The organism is Pokkaliibacter plantistimulans, assembly GCF_003194385.1.
GTDB classification, from domain to species: Bacteria; Pseudomonadota; Gammaproteobacteria; order Pseudomonadales; family Balneatricaceae; genus Pokkaliibacter; species Pokkaliibacter plantistimulans.
Window position 1 is genome coordinate 13,419 of record NZ_LAPT01000039.1, and the last position, 15,983, is coordinate 29,401.

General features: G+C 54.5%; 18 protein-coding genes. 4 read left to right on the top strand and 14 right to left on the bottom strand.

The features are described from left to right. Nucleotides 1-17 precede the first annotated feature (17 nt). From WH50_RS09330 to WH50_RS09345, 4 genes are all read right to left on the bottom strand, one after another. Nucleotides 18-1,793, bottom strand: coding sequence for an SWIM zinc finger family protein (locus WH50_RS09330; protein ID WP_165838366.1), 1,776 nt, complete (start codon nt 1,791-1,793; stop codon nt 18-20). 84 nt (nt 1,794-1,877) lie between these two features. Continuing rightward, a complete protein-coding gene (locus WH50_RS09335) occupies nt 1,878-2,180 on the bottom strand; it encodes a hypothetical protein (RefSeq protein ID WP_110187057.1) in 303 nt (100 codons plus the stop codon). Next, nucleotides 2,180-2,974 (bottom strand): alpha/beta hydrolase family protein, encoded by a 795-nt coding sequence (locus tag WH50_RS09340; protein WP_110187058.1) that lies wholly within the window; start codon nt 2,972-2,974, stop codon nt 2,180-2,182. Before WH50_RS09340 ends, WH50_RS09335 begins: the two co-directional genes overlap by 1 nt. Before the next feature lie 122 nt (nt 2,975-3,096). Beyond that, nucleotides 3,097-4,527, bottom strand: coding sequence for an aminotransferase-like domain-containing protein (locus WH50_RS09345; RefSeq protein WP_165838367.1), 1,431 nt, complete (start codon nt 4,525-4,527; stop codon nt 3,097-3,099). Between the two features lie 170 nt (nt 4,528-4,697). Here WH50_RS09345 and WH50_RS09350 point away from each other — a divergent pair, with 170 nt between their 5' ends. The 3 genes from WH50_RS09350 to WH50_RS09360 all read left to right on the top strand — a co-directional run bounded on the left by WH50_RS09350 (nt 4,698) and on the right by WH50_RS09360 (nt 6,339). Continuing rightward, nucleotides 4,698-5,603, top strand: coding sequence for a DMT family transporter (locus WH50_RS09350; RefSeq protein WP_110187060.1), 906 nt, complete (start codon nt 4,698-4,700; stop codon nt 5,601-5,603). Nucleotides 5,604-5,806: 203 nt separating this feature from the next. Then, complete coding sequence (locus WH50_RS09355) at nt 5,807-6,058, top strand: hypothetical protein (RefSeq protein ID WP_110187061.1); 252 nt, start codon at nt 5,807-5,809, stop codon at nt 6,056-6,058. A 65-nt stretch (nt 6,059-6,123) separates the two neighbouring features. Further along, a complete protein-coding gene (locus WH50_RS09360) occupies nt 6,124-6,339 on the top strand; it encodes a hypothetical protein (protein WP_110187062.1) in 216 nt (71 codons plus the stop codon). Nucleotides 6,340-6,509: 170 nt separating this feature from the next. On the opposite strand, the gene WH50_RS09365 is transcribed toward WH50_RS09360, so the two are convergent. The 10 genes from WH50_RS09365 to argH all read right to left on the bottom strand — a co-directional run bounded on the left by WH50_RS09365 (nt 6,510) and on the right by argH (nt 14,412). Continuing rightward, nucleotides 6,510-6,866: a cupin domain-containing protein gene (locus WH50_RS09365; protein ID WP_110187063.1), complete on the bottom strand. Its 357-nt coding sequence runs from the start codon at nt 6,864-6,866 to the stop codon at nt 6,510-6,512. A 98-nt stretch (nt 6,867-6,964) separates the two neighbouring features. Next, nucleotides 6,965-7,345 (bottom strand): VOC family protein, encoded by a 381-nt coding sequence (locus WH50_RS09370; protein WP_110187064.1) that lies wholly within the window; start codon nt 7,343-7,345, stop codon nt 6,965-6,967. 125 nt (nt 7,346-7,470) lie between these two features. Further along, complete coding sequence (locus WH50_RS09375) at nt 7,471-8,310, bottom strand: M15 family metallopeptidase (RefSeq protein ID WP_110187065.1); 840 nt, start codon at nt 8,308-8,310, stop codon at nt 7,471-7,473. Nucleotides 8,311-8,331: 21 nt separating this feature from the next. After that, nucleotides 8,332-9,108, bottom strand: coding sequence for a hypothetical protein (locus WH50_RS09380; RefSeq protein WP_133251286.1), 777 nt, complete (start codon nt 9,106-9,108; stop codon nt 8,332-8,334). Nucleotides 9,109-9,361: 253 nt separating this feature from the next. Beyond that, nucleotides 9,362-9,598 carry a hypothetical protein gene (locus tag WH50_RS09385; protein WP_110187067.1) on the bottom strand — a complete coding sequence of 79 codons (237 nt, stop codon included), beginning with the start codon at nt 9,596-9,598 and terminating at the stop codon, nt 9,362-9,364. Nucleotides 9,599-9,666: 68 nt separating this feature from the next. Then, nucleotides 9,667-10,143: an ankyrin repeat domain-containing protein gene (locus tag WH50_RS09390; protein WP_110187068.1), complete on the bottom strand. Its 477-nt coding sequence runs from the start codon at nt 10,141-10,143 to the stop codon at nt 9,667-9,669. Between the two features lie 55 nt (nt 10,144-10,198). Beyond that, a complete protein-coding gene (locus WH50_RS09395; RefSeq protein WP_110187069.1) occupies nt 10,199-10,414 on the bottom strand; it encodes a hypothetical protein in 216 nt (71 codons plus the stop codon). Nucleotides 10,415-10,723: 309 nt separating this feature from the next. Next, on the bottom strand, nt 10,724-11,848 hold the full coding sequence (locus tag WH50_RS09400) for an alginate O-acetyltransferase AlgX-related protein (protein ID WP_133251287.1): 1,125 nt from the start codon (nt 11,846-11,848) through the stop codon (nt 10,724-10,726). Nucleotides 11,849-12,097: 249 nt separating this feature from the next. Further along, nucleotides 12,098-12,913, bottom strand: a complete 816-nt coding sequence (gene mutM, locus WH50_RS09405; RefSeq protein WP_110187071.1) for a bifunctional DNA-formamidopyrimidine glycosylase/DNA-(apurinic or apyrimidinic site) lyase — start codon at nt 12,911-12,913, stop codon at nt 12,098-12,100. Nucleotides 12,914-12,996: 83 nt separating this feature from the next. Continuing rightward, the gene (gene argH, locus WH50_RS09410; RefSeq protein WP_110187072.1) at nt 12,997-14,412 is read right to left on the bottom strand and encodes an argininosuccinate lyase; all 1,416 of its coding nucleotides are present in this window, start codon (nt 14,410-14,412) and stop codon (nt 12,997-12,999) included. 192 nt (nt 14,413-14,604) lie between these two features. On the opposite strand from argH, the gene WH50_RS09415 reads away from it, so the two are divergent. Next, nucleotides 14,605-15,789: an anthrax toxin lethal factor-related metalloendopeptidase gene (locus WH50_RS09415; RefSeq protein ID WP_110187073.1), complete on the top strand. Its 1,185-nt coding sequence runs from the start codon at nt 14,605-14,607 to the stop codon at nt 15,787-15,789. The last annotated feature ends 194 nt before the right edge of the window (nt 15,790-15,983 follow it).

Here is a 15,983-nt window from a genome sequence, read left to right on the forward strand (position 1 = left end):
CCACCTTGTGGGCCTGTTCAAGCGAAGACTTTCAACATGCTGATAAACGTTGAACGGCGTTTATATTCACTGCGAAGCAGCTCCACCAGTTCAGTAAACCGGCTCAGACTGATCTTGCCAGGGTGGGCCCTGATCATCTGCTGTAGCTGTTCCAGCAACGCCACCACCTCACGATAAACGGAACTGTCAGCTCCGCGCCCAGCCGATTCAAGTATCAGTTTGGTATACAACATCAAGCCAGCTTCCGGCTGAACGGGGAACACTACTGTCGCCAGTTGCTGCTGAACGCCCTGTGCCAGCTTGTGCGCCTGCGCCAGCTGCAGGGCCTGGGCATGCAAACCATGGTGCAGATAGATCTCAGCCAGCAGCGTATGGATAGCCGTCGTCTGGTAATCCCATTGCTGCTGTTTGGCCAGTTGTATCAGGCCGTCACTGACTTTCTGCAGGCACTCCTGCTCGGTCAGCCCTACTTGTTGCGACAGGGTCTGCAGCTGCACATACATGGCCATCGCTGGCCGTTCCTGAAACAGGCCCCAGAGTTTGTCGGCAGCCTCCGGTAAGGCCCCTTCGGCCGTTAACAGCCGAACCTCTAACTCGCGCAACGGCAACCGTCTCTGTTCAGCCTGTATAACGTCATAAGTATGGGCTCTGGATTTACGATTCTGAGGGACGGGGATTAAATCACTTGCCTGCTGCCAGCACTGACGTGCCTCAGCCAGGAACTGCTTGTCGATACAAAACTCGCAGAGGTTCAGCCAGTCGCTCCCACTCTCAGCATGCTCCTGCTGCAACAGGATACAGCGTGGCCAGTCCTGCTGTTGCTCCGAACGCTCAAACAACAGCTGATAGATCCGCCAGGACTCAGAAGACTGCTTCTGTTGGGTGCTTAGCCCCTGCCAGTGCAGATCCAGCTGATGATAAAAGAGCGCCAGCAGCCCGGTGTCCTCGTCCTCAATAAAGGCAGCGGGAATATCCGGATAGTCGTCAGCGCTGCCAAGCTGTTTGATCAGATAGTCCACCTTGACATCATCCGACCACGGCAACCGCTTGAATAGCGGCAACCAAAGCGACTCCATTGACTCTTCCAAACCGAACCGGTAGCCGCCTGAATCATCCACGCGCTCCAGTGCCCGGTGCAGACGCTCGTAGCCGTACTCCACCAGCTTCAGCGCCTGCTCAGCAGGCAGTAACGGGATCATGTCCCACACGGGCTGCAGCAATTGCTCTGCATGCGCAAAATACCTGGCGACCTCGTTGTAGGAATACAGACTGCGGTAAGGCAATGCCTGAGTGATAGTCTTGCGCAGCGCTTTGCTATCCACCGCCCCGCTGGCTGCCTGACTTTTCAGCAACCAGCGCTGAAACTCGTTAGGGTCGTTACGCAGCATACTCAGCAGGGTCTGGGCCAGCTCCTCCTTGCCTTTGCTGTGTAAAAACGCCAGTACCTGGGCTTCATCTCTGAGCCTCTGTGACTGTTTGCTCTTACTGGTCGCCCGAGGCGATGGCTCAGGCTCGGCCGCTTCGTCTTCCTCACGCTGCTCAGCCTGAAACTGCAATATCACTGCAACACAGTGCTTGCAAAAGCCAGAGTCCTCCCAGGCCGGGCAGGTGCACTCACTGTCAGCAGGACTATCCAGAGGCACCTTTACCTCGTAGAGATAACTGCCCTCCACCTTGGCTTTTAGCAGGCCATAGTGCTCAGTCAGTGCAACGACAGCACCGTCGAGGTAATAGTGCATACCGCGGTCAAACGCGGCCTTACCCGCCAGATCAATTAATTGTTTTGCGTCCAAGTGCATAGCTTTTATGGGTATCCGACCAGATGAGGAAGACATCAACGCACCCAATCTTTGGCTGATCTCAGGGGATGCTGTAGTTCAAGGATGACCAATGGATTGGTAGTAAATATCAAATAGCTGCCAGTTGATTGCGGTAATACCGATATCCAGAGCAGCCCAATATAAAAACCGTCGCTCCTTGTATTTAACAAAAAGTACGGTTTCCCAGATTAACAAGATCAATAAAGGGATGAACATCAGAATGACCAGGGGATAGGCAATGATGAACACCCAAACCATGAAATAAGATTCTTTCAGGGCACGCCATCCACTGAGGCTCTCGCCATAAAGCAGTAAGCACAGCACCCACTCTAAAACCAGTACGCCACGTAATAGCCACATTAGCGCAACCCTTCCCGGTACAGTGTTTTAGCCAGCATTAGCCTGCGCATCGGGCCATCGCCATCTTCAACTGCGTAGTAGAAATGCCCTCTACCATCTCCCGCCTTCATCTGCTCAGCCATGGTCGGCACCGACTGAATAATCTCTACATCACTCATGCCAGCATAAATACGGTCACCATAGCCAGTCAGGTTAATTACCGAGACCTTTTTAATGCGGGTATTGGCTCTGACAGCAACCAGTAAACTTTGATTGATGGGGGCGCCAATCAACACCAAATGATCCACAGTAACGCCACGGCGGGCATAAAATAATGCCGAACGTGCAGCGATAACCGAGCCCCAGGAATAACCGATAAAGTTAAATTGACCACCACGCGGCAGGGCGCGAAAGATTTCCAGATTCTGCAAAGAGAAATCTTTCGGTCGTGGCGTGCTCAGTTCATAGCGGATCACGTACTTTTCACAGGGCTTGCCCTGACTGTTAATCCCCGAATAGGTATTGACCACCAACCCAAACAGACTGCGACTGCCTTCCACCTTACAGTTATTGGTATTAACTAATTGAAGGGCGATAGGATCATTTTCATCTTGGTTATAGAAAATGACCGCTGAAGAATCGCCAAAGGTATCCACCTTATCTGGGAGCTGCTGATCAAATCCCTTAAACCACCCCGAGTAATTTCCATAGACGGGATTGGCAATGCCCACAGTGCGCAGACTGCGCACCATATCTTTCTGATAGTCGCCATTCATACCGGCACCACCAAGGAAAACAGTTAAACCTTCACTCATCCATGCTGTCCTTGTGTTAAATCGTGTGCTCAGCCAGTACTGCTGATTCCCTGACGCGTTCTACAGCGGGCATCACCTCATTGATGCACCGCCCTGTACCATAAAGTATGCCAATATCAGCATCAACGCAGCTGCCGCCCCAGCCATTGCAGGAACTCGGGGCGGTGGCAGTAACTGACGTTGAGACGCAGGTACTGCCCGCTGCCGGGCTGCAGGCTGAAGACCTCGCCACTGGCCAGAAAGATTTCATCGCGCTGAGCCTGCTCCAGCAGGGCGGGAACCACGATACCCTCAGGCACCTTGGCCCACAGGAACAGGCCATCGCGGCCATCCTGCTCGACCGTGAAGCCCAGTCGGTCCAGACCGCGGCTGGCTTTACTGCGTGCCTCGCGCACCCGCTCCCGCACCCGTTCCACATGGCGCTGAAAACGCCCCGCTTCCAGGACGTACTGCACTACGGTTTCATCAATCAGCGAGCAGGCCATCACACTGGCAACCTTGCGCTCCAGCAACGGCTGCATCCAGGCGGCAGGAGTGAGTATCAGGCCGATGCGCAGCGCCGGGCTGAGAATCTTGCTGAAGCTGCTCAGATAGAACACCCGCTCACTGATTCCGCCGGCGGTCACCGCACCATGCTGTGGCGCGGCCAGCTGCGACAGGTAGAAGCGTTCACTGCTGGCCAGATCGCCGAAGATGTCGTCTTCCGCCAGATAGAAGCCATAGCGTTCGGCCAGCACCAGCAGACGATGAGCAACGGCCATGGAGGTATGTCCGCCGATCGGGTTATGCGCCAGCGTCTGGGTCAGCAGCAGTTTGGGCCGGTACTGCTGACACAGTTGCTCCAGCGCCTGCAGATCGGGGCCATCATGGCGGCGCGGCACCGTCAGCAGCCGTCCGCTGAGCGGGCTGTTGCTCTGGCGCAATTGCAGCAGGAAGTAACTGGGATCTTCCACCACCACGTAGTCTTCCGGGCCAAGCAGTGTCTGACAAAGCAGGAAGAAACCATGGGTGACGCCGTTGGTGACCAGCACCCGCCCGGCATCGGCCTGCAGCCCCTGCTCCCGCAGGCGGTAGGCCAGACGCTCACGCAATGTATCACTGCCCGCAATGGGGGAAGGTGCCCCCTGAATCAGGGCATTACGCATCAGCCGCCCGCTGACGGATGAAGGTATCGCGTCCTCCAGCCACGCCGGGGGCAGAAAGCCACAGCTGACAGGCAGCCGATAGCGCTGGGTGTTGAGGGAGTTGCGCAGAAAAGCCACCCCGGGGTGGCCACTTGGCATCGGTGCCAGTTCAACAGGCTGCACCGGCACCGCCAGAGGAGGAGCCACATAGTAGCCACTGCCACGGCGGGCATTGATCAGCCCCAGCCCGCTGAGCCGGTCATAGGCGCTGGCCACGGTAAAGCTGCTGACGCCAAGACGGTCAGCCAGACTGCGCACGGAAGGCAGACGGCTGCCGGGATGCAGTTGCTGCTGTTCAATCTGCGCGACGATGCCATCACAAATCTGATTGACCAGCGGGGTCGGGGTCTGGCGGTCCAGAGCAAACATACTACCTCCTGCAACTGTACTGGCATAAAGACCTAACAGTTTGCTCAACATAGCGCAAAGTGTCTAGGTACTTGAGCATAACACTTGCCTAGCATGAGCCTGGCAGCACGGGTACGCCAATATTCACTGGCGTTGTGCTGCGCAGTTTACGTAGCTCAGGAGCAACAACCATGACGGTTTCCACCCCCGCCCTCACCCGCACTGCCGGCGAAAGCAGCCACAGCGGCGCCTATACCCTGGCGCTGATTGCGGTGGCCAGCTTTGCCATGACCCTGCCTGCCACCAAGGCGCTGACCGGCATGCTGTCGGCCCAGCAGATTGGTCTGTACCGTGCGGTGATTGCGGCCATGGCGGCCATCCCGTTGTTATGGCTGGCGCGAGCCGCCTGGCCACGCCGTGAGCAATGGCTGAGCCTGGCGATTGTGTCAGGTGGCAATATCTTCGGCTTTCCTCTACTGACCTCGGTCGCGATGCAGTATGTGCCGGTCAGCCACGGTGCGGTGATTGTCGCCGCCATGCCGCTGGCCACCGCACTGGCCGCTGCGGTACTCAGTGGCATTCGTCCGCCCCGTCGCTTCTGGCTGTACGCCTGCAGTGGCACGCTGATCGTCTTGCTCTATAGCCTGTGGCAAAGCGGTGCAGCGGGGTTGTATGTGGGTGATCTGGCGCTGGTGGGTGCTGTCCTGCTCGGTGCCATCGGTTACGCCAAGGGCGCCGAGCTGTCGCAGCAGATGCCCGGCTGGCAGGTCATTTCCTGGGTGGTGGTGCTGAGCCTGCCGGTCAGCCTGCCCTGGTCGGTCTGGGTCTATACCCCCGGCAGTCTGAGCCAGCTGCCCACCATCGGCTGGAGTGCGTTGCTGTATATCGGTCTGGTCAGCTCGCTGCTGGGCTTCTTCGCCTGGAACAAGGCATTGGCACTGGGCGGTGTGGCCCGCATCAGTCAGGTGCAGCTGCTGCAACCCTTCCTCACCTACGGCTATTCCATCGTGCTGCTGGGTGAAAGCTGGAACTGGCTCACCGCCATCGTCTGTGCGCTGGTGATTGGTGTGGTCTGGTTGTCCAAACGCCAGCCCTGAGCAGGCGCTGCGCTTTCGGGCGATAAGACAGCAGAACACTGGCATGGATTCATGCAATGCGGGTTGTCAGGCGCAACCTGCCCTTCCACCAGCTTCACTTCTAGCGGCTGCCTGTAGAATGCAGCCGCCTTGCCGTTCGGGGTGACGTCTTGGACTGACTACGCATAGAAGGTCTCATAACGACTAGCTGCCGGGATTGCGTCATGACCATTCTGCACAAGATCATCGCAGGCTTTGCCCTGCTGCTGGTGCTCGGCATCGTCGCCGTCAACTTCACCAACACCCGCTCCATCACTGACAAACTGTTCACCATCACCGAAGAGTCGGCCCCTCTGAGCCAGGCTGCCAGCGAACTCTATGTACATATTCTGCGGGCCAATCAGGCCCTGCTGGCAGGGCTCGCCAGCAGGCGCGCACGCTGCAAAGTTACAGCCGCGCGCAGGAAACCCAGCTGACCAGCTTCCTCAGCAGTTTTATCGACAGCCATCAGGGTAGCGACGCTGCGGCACTGGCAGCAGGTTTGCTGCGTGATGCCAACAACGGCTACAAGGCCTTCGCCAGCTTTGAGCGGGATCAAGGCAAACTCAAGGTCAGCGTATTGCAGGACGCACGGGGACAGGCCCGGGAAGCCGTCAATGTGGCACTCAAACTGTTCTGGGGCTCACCGCCGGTCGAGTCGCTGAACTGGATTCCCTTCAAGCTGATCACCCCGGAAAACGCCGCCGAGTTCAAATAACCGCCACTCCCCCACGGCCAGCAGCATCCGCCTGCTGGCCTGCACCTTTCTCTGCTGATCCTCTGTAGCTGTCGCCACAAGCTGCGCTCTATGACTACCGATGACATCTGTCGAGGATAAAAATAATGAAGATATTGAGCCGCCATCAAAGGCTGGAGCACACAGCCGTGCTAGGCGGAGGCCGCCTCATAGATCACAAAATTCTTGCGCGTCGGTACAAGCACTTCCCAGCTGCCGACAAAGCCACGGGGAATCACAAAGCTGTCGCCCGCCCTGACCGTCATCGCCACGCCCTGCTCATCGGTAATCACGCTCTCTCCTTCCAGAATCAGGCAGTACTCTTCCTCGGTATAACGGATCGTCCATTTACCGACCTCACTGGCCCAGACGCCGGCGAAAAACTGGCCGCTGGGATCGCTGTACTGCGTCCACAGCGTCTGCTGGGGATTGCCCTGCAGCCGCTTTTCTTCCGGCAGGAAATACCGTTCTGGCTCGACATTGAGCTGAGTAAGGGAGTGGACCGGCATAAATGGCTCTCATGGTAGGCAGGTTAAGCTGCGAAGAGGTTGTTGTACGCAGGAGCGCTGGCCACGTCCATACCCCGGCGGGGATAGAAAACGCGACCTCAGCGCAGATGGGTCCCTATCCACCAGAGGTTGCCTTCCCCATCGCGTACACCGGCCGTGCGGTCGCCATAGGGCTGATCCCGGGGTGCTGAAACAGTGCTGGCACCGGCTGACAGGGCGCGCTGATAGGCGGCATCCACATCGACCACATAGACATGGGTGGAACACTGCACCGCAGCGCTGTCGCTCGGGCGCTCTCCCATCATGATGACCGAGTCATCGATACGCACCTCGGCATGGCGCACAACACCATCCTCAGCGGCTGCCTGATAGAGCACCTCAGCGGCGAAGGTGGCCTGCAGAAAGCTCAGCATCTGGGCCACGCTGCTGACCAGAAGATAGGGGGATACGGCATTGTGACCTTGCGGTTTATGACTCATGACAGGGCTCCGTGGACAGTCATCCGCACTGCACCATTGCACCGGTCAGTACCGGCAGCAGCGCGCTTACGGACTAACAGTGTAGTCCAGATTATGCACGCTGCTCCTGAGCGTCTGCTGTCAGATCAGGGCATGGCCTTGATCACCTGAGCCACACAGAGGGCACGGCCATGATCCGCCAGTACCGCCTTGCCTGCATCCGCTATGCACTGGCCATACTGGCTGATATAGCCCTGCCACTGCGCGCGGGCATGGTCAACATCCTCTTTCAGCAGCGCCTCGACAAAAGAGCGAGGGCCTACCTGAAAATGCTGATAGTCGATGGGGTAGTTCCAGTCGCCGCCCCAGATAAAGAAGCCATGACGGGTAAACACATCCACTACGGCTTCCGCCATACCCGCACGGGCATCCTTGCCGGGGCGCGGCTCCGCACGATTGATATAGGCATGAGCACTGGCCACAGGCGAAATCTGGGCCTTGCCATCATCGGCAATATCGACAAAGGGGTTTTGCAGCGGATTGATATCCACCGCCGCGCCGTAAGCATGCAGCGACCAGGAGGTGCCGCCGGTGATGGGCCGGCCATTGAACGCCGAGGTATTGTTGTCGGCCATGGAGGCCTGATCATCGCCGTTATAACGCTCAACCGGATAGGCTCTGGCAATATAGAACTGCCGTGCCAGCAGCTCATCCATCACCGCCGCCATCTGCGGTGCAATCACATCCAGCACCACCAGCTCACCGTCGTCCTTTACCGCACCGTTATCGCTGAGATAGCGAAAGCGCACTTTGTTCAGACGCTGGCAGGGCACCGGATTAGCGCTGGTGATCACGCCTTTGCTCGCCATATCAGCACATTCATCCGCGCTGAGCGGGCGATAGCTGGCCGCAGGCTCCAGCGCATAGGCAGGGGGAAGGCAAAGTGCAAAAGGTAACAACAACAGCGCGTAGCCAGATCTGTTCATTAGGTTGCCTGCCTGTATCGATTACTGGTTAATTTCACTCTTGAAGGTAACAGCGCTGAGATCAATCCAGCCTTCGGTTATTCGCTTACCCTGATAACGTATTTTGATCCTGCCCGAAGCCTCGCTAAAAGCAGTAAGCAGCACCTGATCTCCACCCATCAGATACGCCTTGTCTGGATGGTGACTGTCAGCACGGCGGTACAAATAGGTTTTCTCTACGCTAATAGTTGCGAATACGGCAGGTTGCAACGTTTCACAACTCACAATATTGGCTGTGACGTTAGCCGACAGCAGCTGGCAAAAATCACCGTAGTCAGCAAGCTGACTGGTCTGCAACAGATGGCCGTCAGCCTGATACTGATAGCGTTTACGAATAGTTATAGGGCCAGACCGCTCCCAGCTCTCAACGTGATCGACATAGAAGCTGGGGTTGGTTATCAACTCATTGGCAGCAAATACACATTGGCCGCGATCAAGGTAAAAGACGGCATAAAACCCATTTACACCACCATATCCACTAGAAGCGCTCACCGAAATATAGCTACCTCCAGCCATAGAATTGCGCTGAACAATGATTCGATCACTGTCTATGTCATCAGCCCAAAGAACCCTATCGTTGCAGCTGATGCTGATCTTCTGGCCATTTGCGAACAGATAAAGAGATGAGCCAAATAGCCGGGCAGTGACTGATGGTGGGTATTCCGCTACGGCGTCCACTTTTAATGCGGATGATGCAGCATGGCATAAACCTGCAAACACAATATAGAACACTAGCAATAATGTTGATTTCACCTTCATGGTTATGACCATCCCTGTCAAAGCACACCAGCGATACCTTTCCACAACGAATAAAGTGTTACCACACCTACTATCTCTATATTCACCCACCAATTGGAATGTGAATCCTGGCTGTATCGCTATATTTTTCCTCGGAAGGTCGGTGTAGGTAGAAATAAGAACAATACACTGGCTCTGCTATGCAGCATTTTCCAATCGCTCCAGAGCGCCCCAAACCTATCTTTTGCTGTTAATCCACGCTGAAAATTAAAAATCAGGATTTCTTTATATTTTTCAGCGCAGCCTGAATTTTCAAACCGAGACAGACAACAGCCGCTACCAGCACGCCCTGTAGCGCGGCCATCAGTGGCACCATTACCGGGAAAAAGTAGAGAGCAGCACCGCCAGCAGATTCAGGGCGAAATACGGCAAAAATGATCGCAACAGGCACAAAAATGCAACTTACTGCGATTGACCAGCCTTTCCATATATCAAAAAACATATCGTCCACCTAGGGTCAGATATTCCATGCAGTCAGGGTTCTGATTTTTTAAAAACATACATATATTGCAGAAAACGTTATTGGGTTTTCTTTTTGCAACCGGGTAAAAGCTTCCAGATTTTATCCCGTGCTTTTTCTTTAGCTTCCAGCAAATTCAGAAAGCCACACGCATCAAGCCCGTTGATTGAAGCTTTTGGGCTGACCATTTTGGTTTTGGCATTGGCACCGTGGCGGAAAAACAGTGATACCAGCTCAGGCTGGTTATACAGAATGGCAGCGTTGAGGGGCGATACGCCGATCTGGTCCGGCTCATCGATATCACAACCGGCCTCAATGGCTTTGGTGATCACGCGGATCACCGAATCATGGCTCAGGCCAGGCTCATCATAGGCCGCCGTCATCAGATTAAGGGTAGATGCCTCAACCCTGCCATCAGACAGATGACAGCCTTTTTTATCAACGGCTTTCAAGCCCAGGGCAGCCAGATTGATATCTTCTGCCAGCGTGGATGTTGAGCAAGCTGCCAGCAGCAGTGCGATAGTCAGACGTTTCACCTGTGTCCCCTCCCTTTGACTGTTCACGATCCATCAGCCCAGCGAAGGCTGACGACTATTTCATTGTCCGGTATTTAAGAATCAGGCCAACAATATCATGGTCGCTCACGCTTGCAGCCAGCGACTCATTCAGCGAACGCCGCTGTGGTAACAGGATATCGAACTTGTTCCGCAGCAACTCCTGCACTTGCGAGTCCGAATCAGGATCAATGGTTTTCCCAGCGAAGATGCTGATTCGCTGCAAAATAAACGTCTTTTTACTGTCGGTCATAGTTTTCCTGTCGGCCATAGTCTTACTATCGGTCATAGTTTTACTGAGAGGTTAAAAACGCTTGGTCTATACCTTAGCTCACCCGAACTTCAGCTGCCGATGGCTGTTCGGCCTGCTACTGCCAGGTAGTCACCCCGCCGATCAGCGATAGCCTTTACCCTCGCGCACAAAGGTGTGAGCCAGTCGAAACTCAAGGAAGCAGAATCCCCCTTCGATGACTATTGATAGCCTGCACTAAAAATTGCATCAATATTCGGTATGGAGCCAAAGCGGGGTCTGTCAAACGGACCGTTCATTTCTCCTTATTTTTCACACGTATTCGTTCATAACCCTATTTTTTACTTCTTCGTAAAACTCTATCCCTGATGATTCCCTTCCTAACAAAGTAGCCTTTTCCTTTAAAAACTTTTCAAGATACTGCTCGTTTTCAGGATATGAATGCAGGAACCTTGAGTTGTTTTGGAATATAACATGTGTAGCTCCAGTACTCGCAATAAACTCTTTATCAGCCCTTGCTACACCATGAAAAAATATAGTTTTTTCAAAAAATGGAGCCAAAAATTTCAGCATCCAGTGTGAGAATGAGTCTCCAACAACAAGAAGTACACCTTTAGCAAAAATTTCATTAGAAGTATAAATTATCAAACGCCCTGTATTTCCAATTTCATTATCAAAATTCTTGTTGAATTTATATTTCTGCTTTATAACCAAGGATGGTCTACTTTTATAAAAACTCAACTTCTTACCTAAATCACCCTGAGCAGGTCCAGCTATTGATATTCCTTCAAGTGGATTCAAGTCATTCTCGACATTCAGGTAATCAAGCACTTTCTTACATGCAATTGCAGCACCGATGTCATTCCAATGACTTTCTCCATGCCAATAAGAAAAAATTCCATATAATTTTAGCTCATCAATAGGACAAATTATTTTATTCTTTAAATCAAATTTATTAAAAAAACCCCTGAAAGAATTGTTTTCAACTACAGGATATGGAGCATATTCAGGCAATACCAACTCTTTTCCCGGTGCAATAACAAAACACCAAGAGATATTTTTAGAATCCAAGTAGCTCTGCATATCTCTGAAATATAGATTCCATACCTTTGCAGCCAATGAGAGATCCAACTTACCAGCTGCCTGATCACGTGACCTATTTGCTGCATCAAGATATAACCAATCACCTACCCCCACATCGATAGTTTTTATTTCTTCGATATACATAGTAGCGCACTTAACTATTTCACCACTTCCCTTTTTTGCATAAATCTCCATCCATTCAGGGTTAATAAATTCCTGAAACCCATGTTTTTCGTTTATAAAATTAATTCCTTTTTTCTTAAAAAAATTAGTCACATCTCTTCGCAGTACATCTTTGCTAATACTGAAAGAATTTTCTGAGGTCTTAATGATAATTTCTTTTACCTCAGGCATCGCCCATCCCCACAACTTATACTTTTCTGAGGAGACGTACGTTTCTGGGCTATCTATATAAACAAGACGGTTATGCACTTCCTTCAGGAATACTTTCACATTTCACCCCAGTAATACCTAGACAGAGACGCCTCAGTTTACGCATCCCTTTAACAAAACTTACTAAAATACTAACTAGGTAAATGCTTTGTAAACAAAAAAGCCGCTGCCTCAACAAAGTGTCGGGACAGCGGCTTTATCGCATGGGAACTAGTGCTGGCAGCGGGTGCAGTAGAAACTGGCGCGCTGGCCCAGCACTTTTTTCTTGATGGTCGAACCACAGCTACGGCAATCCTCGCCTTCACGACCATAGACATTCAGCTGCTGCTGAAAGTATCCCGGCTGACCGTCGCCGCCGACAAAATCACGCAGGGTGGTGCCGCCCTGTGTAATAGAGCGATCAAGGACAACTTTGATGCATTCGGCCAGCTTGTCATAACGTGCCCGGCTGATGCTGCCAGCGGCTCTGGTTGGCAGAATACCTGCCATAAACAGCGACTCGCTGGCGTAAATATTGCCCACGCCCACCACCACATGGTTGTCCATGATAAAGGTCTTGATGGCTTGGGTTTTACCTCGTGAACGCAGGAACAGATGCTCTCCATCAAAGGCATCTGACAGCGGTTCCGGCCCGAGGCTGATCAGCAGTTCATGCTGTTCAGGCACCTCTCCGGCCCACAGCCAGGCCCCGAAGCGCCGCGGATCACAGTAGCGCAGCACCATGCCGTTGCTGATTTCCAGCTCGACATGGTCATGTTTGAGGCGCGGTTCGCCAGCATCAACAAAGCGCAGACTGCCCGACATGCCCAAATGCACCAGCAATGTCCCGGCCGAGGTCTGCAGCAGCAGGTATTTGGCACGACGACTGATATTTAGCACCGTCGCGCCCTGCAGCCGCTCACTCAGGTCCACCGGAATCGGCCAGCGCAGCTGCGGGTGATGCACCAGCGCGGCGATGATCGTCTGCCCCAGCAGGTGAGGGCTGATCCCCCGCCGGGTGGTTTCGACTTCGGGCAATTCAGGCACGATGCGGCACCTGCTTTACCCGGGGCTTTACCCGGGGCTTTACCCGGGGCTTTACCCGGGGCTCTACCCGTGACAGTGCCCGCTTAGCCATGACGCTGTGCCAGCTCGGCCAGCGCACGGGCAGTGGCGGCGCGCACCTGATTGGGCGCGGTGCCACCGATATGATCACGGGCCGCAACCGAACCTTCGAGGGTCAGCACATCGAATACATCTGCATCGATCTTGTCGCTGAACTGACGCAGCTCGTCCAGGCTCATCACGGACAAATCCTTGCTGGTGCTGACGCCGTAGGCCACTGATTTACCCACGATTTCGTGAGCATCACGGAAGGCCACGCCTTTACGCACCAGATAGTCCGCCAGATCGGTAGCGGTGGCAAAACCACGCAGTGCCGCTTCACGCATCACTTCACGGCGAGGTTCCAGCGCGGGCACCATGTCAGCGAAGGCACGCAGACAGCCTTTGACGGTATCGATGCTGTCGAACAGGGGTTCTTTGTCTTCCTGATTGTCCTTGTTGTAGGCCAGCGGCTGGCCTTTCATCAGGGTCAGCAGGGCAATCAGGTTACCGTTGGTACGACCGGATTTACCGCGCACCAGTTCAGGCACATCGGGGTTTTTCTTCTGCGGCATGATGGAGGAGCCGGTGCAGAAGCGGTCAGGCACGTTGACGAAGTTGAACTGCGCAGAGGTCCACAGCACCAGCTCTTCCGACGCGCGTGACAGGTGGGTCAGCAACAGGCTGGCGGCGGAACAGAATTCGATGGCGAAGTCACGGTCAGATACCGCATCCAGCGAGTTGTAGGCAGGGCGCTCGAAGCCCAGCAGTTCGGCGGTCAGATGGCGGTCGATAGGATACGTGGTGCCCGCCAGCGCCGCGGCGCCTAAAGGCATGATGTTGACGCGCTTGCGGCAGTCAACGAAACGCTCGAAGTCACGTTGCAGCGCTTCGTACCAGGCCATCAGGTGATGCCCGAAGGTCACCGGCTGGGCGGTCTGCAGGTGGGTGAAACCGGGCATGATGGTGTCGGCTTCTTTCTGCGCCAGATTAGCCAGACCAAACTGCAGACGGCTCAGCTCATCCAGAATGACGTCGATTTCATCGCGTACGTACAGGCGTACGTCCGTGGCCACCTGATCGTTACGTGAACGGCCAGTGTGCAGTTTCTTGCCGGCGATACCGATCTTCTTGGTCAGTGCCGCCTCGATGTTCATGTGCACGTCTTCCAGCGCGACCGACCATTCAAACTGGCCACGCTCGATCTCGATCAGAATTTCTTCCAGACCACGCAGAATATCGTCACGCTCCTGCTCGGTCAGCACCCCGACTTTGGCCAGCATTTTGGCGTGGGCAATGGACCCCTGAATGTCCTGACGGTACAGGCGCTTGTCGAAATCCACAGAGGCGGTGAAACGGGCGACAAAAGCATCGGTGGGCTCGCTGAAACGGCCACCCCATTGCTGGTTGGTCTGCTCTGTCTGGTGCTGATTGTCTGACATGATGAACGGTCCCACAGGTATACGCAGTTCAAATGACGTATCGGTCGGCGTCGGCTGGGCCACGCGGCCAAGACATGAATAGTTGGTGGCCGATTATACGGGGAGTCAGGGGCAAAGCTCAAAAATCAGGAACGTTGATGCCGGGCAGGACACTTATCCCCTACCCGGACTTTTGGCTCTAACAGGACGTTCATGATGCTGACGAATATCAGCGCCTCTTTCACGCAGGCGCAGTCAACCACTCCTACAGCAACCGACTCATCGGCGCAGCCAGCACACAGTGCCAGCGACCAGCTACAGCAGTTTCTCCTGCTGCACGATCATCGTTTCGCTGACTCGGTAAAGAAGCCCGGCCTCGGCTTTATGAGCAGTGATCTGAAGCAGGTGCTGGTGCAGCTTAAAGACACACAACACCAGCTCACTCCGCAAAACCTGAACCGTCTGCAGCACAAGCTGGACCAATGGCAGCATCAGCATCCCAGGGAGTTCAGTAACCGTGGCGCACAGGCTCAGGCGCTAAGACAGGAAATCCGGCAGCGGCAGCAGGACCCCTTGCTCGGGCTGGCGGGCAGCGCCCACACCAACATCGCACTGCTGCAACTGGTCAGACAGGTCCATGGCGAACAGGCCTATGCGCTCTTCGCCCGTAAGGTGCCGGCCCTGAACAGCGACACACCGCTGCAACACGACACCCTGACGGGTTTGCTCACGGCGCTGCAGAGCCCGGTCTTTGCGCAATTCAAGCAAGCTATGCAACTGGTTAAAAAAGACCTGCTCAGCCCCTTCGATCAGCAGGCGGTGAGTCTGGTAACCACTGAGCTGGCGAAAATGCCACGGCCCTTGCTTGACGCACTGGCACAGCAGGGTCTCAGGGTGGCCGTTACCCATGAGCGGATTTTCAATGCATCCGACTTTGACATGAGCCATTTCAGCGAAGACGCACGCGGCTGGCAGGGGCAGAGTAGTGCCAGAAATCTGCCGGGGACATATCAGATGAAGAACAACACCACGATCATTTCCCTGACCCGGGACGCTCAGGGTGACTGGCAAATCAATCCACAGCACGGTGCCTGCAATCTGGTGCTGCATGAAACAGCCCATGGTGTTGATGCCCTGCTCGGCAAATCGCTGGGGATGGGCAAGCTCAGCCAGCAGCCCGGGTTTCGACAGGCCTGGGAGCAGGATTTTCCGCAACTGGGCAGTTACTTCCGCCAGCAGGATGAACACGGTGATTATCGTGCGGGTCTGGAAGAAGCCTTTGCCGAAGGGCTGGCTAAAACCTATCACTCCGCACAGCCATCGCCCTGGCCACATATTGATGCCTACATGAAGGCACTGCCTGCCCGGATCCAGAACGGCGACTATAGCCAGCTGTAAACTCTAGCCAGCTGTAAACTCTAGCCAGCTGTAAACTCTAGCCAGCTGTAAACTCTAGCCAGCTGTAAACTCTAGCCAGCTGTAAACTCTAGCCAGCTGTAAACTCTAGCCAGCTGTAAACTCTAGTCCGTTGTAAACGATAGCCCGTTGTAACGAGCACGCTCCAGCGGCCTGTCGCAGCCCGCGCGCTTATA

Excerpts from the sequence above, each read along its gene's own strand:
- WH50_RS09340 (WP_110187058.1), bottom strand. The coding sequence starts at position 2,974 with ATGAGTGAAGGTTTAACTGTTTTCCTTGGTGGTGCCGGTATGAATGGC.
- WH50_RS09355 (WP_110187061.1), top strand. The coding sequence starts at position 5,807 with ATGACCATTCTGCACAAGATCATCGCAGGCTTTGCCCTGCTGCTGGTG.
- WH50_RS09400 (WP_133251287.1), bottom strand. The coding sequence starts at position 11,848 with ATGCCTGAGGTAAAAGAAATTATCATTAAGACCTCAGAAAATTCTTTC.
- WH50_RS09375 (WP_110187065.1), bottom strand. The coding sequence starts at position 8,310 with ATGAACAGATCTGGCTACGCGCTGTTGTTGTTACCTTTTGCACTTTGC.
- WH50_RS09395 (WP_110187069.1), bottom strand. The coding sequence starts at position 10,414 with ATGACCGACAGTAAAAAGACGTTTATTTTGCAGCGAATCAGCATCTTC.
- WH50_RS09370 (WP_110187064.1), bottom strand. The coding sequence starts at position 7,345 with ATGAGTCATAAACCGCAAGGTCACAATGCCGTATCCCCCTATCTTCTG.
- WH50_RS09350 (WP_110187060.1), top strand. The coding sequence starts at position 4,698 with ATGACGGTTTCCACCCCCGCCCTCACCCGCACTGCCGGCGAAAGCAGC.
- WH50_RS09415 (WP_110187073.1), top strand. The coding sequence starts at position 14,605 with ATGATGCTGACGAATATCAGCGCCTCTTTCACGCAGGCGCAGTCAACC.
- WH50_RS09380 (WP_133251286.1), bottom strand. The coding sequence starts at position 9,108 with ATGAAGGTGAAATCAACATTATTGCTAGTGTTCTATATTGTGTTTGCA.
- WH50_RS09365 (WP_110187063.1), bottom strand. The coding sequence starts at position 6,866 with ATGCCGGTCCACTCCCTTACTCAGCTCAATGTCGAGCCAGAACGGTAT.
- argH (WP_110187072.1), bottom strand. The coding sequence starts at position 14,412 with ATGTCAGACAATCAGCACCAGACAGAGCAGACCAACCAGCAATGGGGT.
- WH50_RS09345 (WP_165838367.1), bottom strand. The coding sequence starts at position 4,527 with ATGTTTGCTCTGGACCGCCAGACCCCGACCCCGCTGGTCAATCAGATT.
- WH50_RS09335 (WP_110187057.1), bottom strand. The coding sequence starts at position 2,180 with ATGTGGCTATTACGTGGCGTACTGGTTTTAGAGTGGGTGCTGTGCTTA.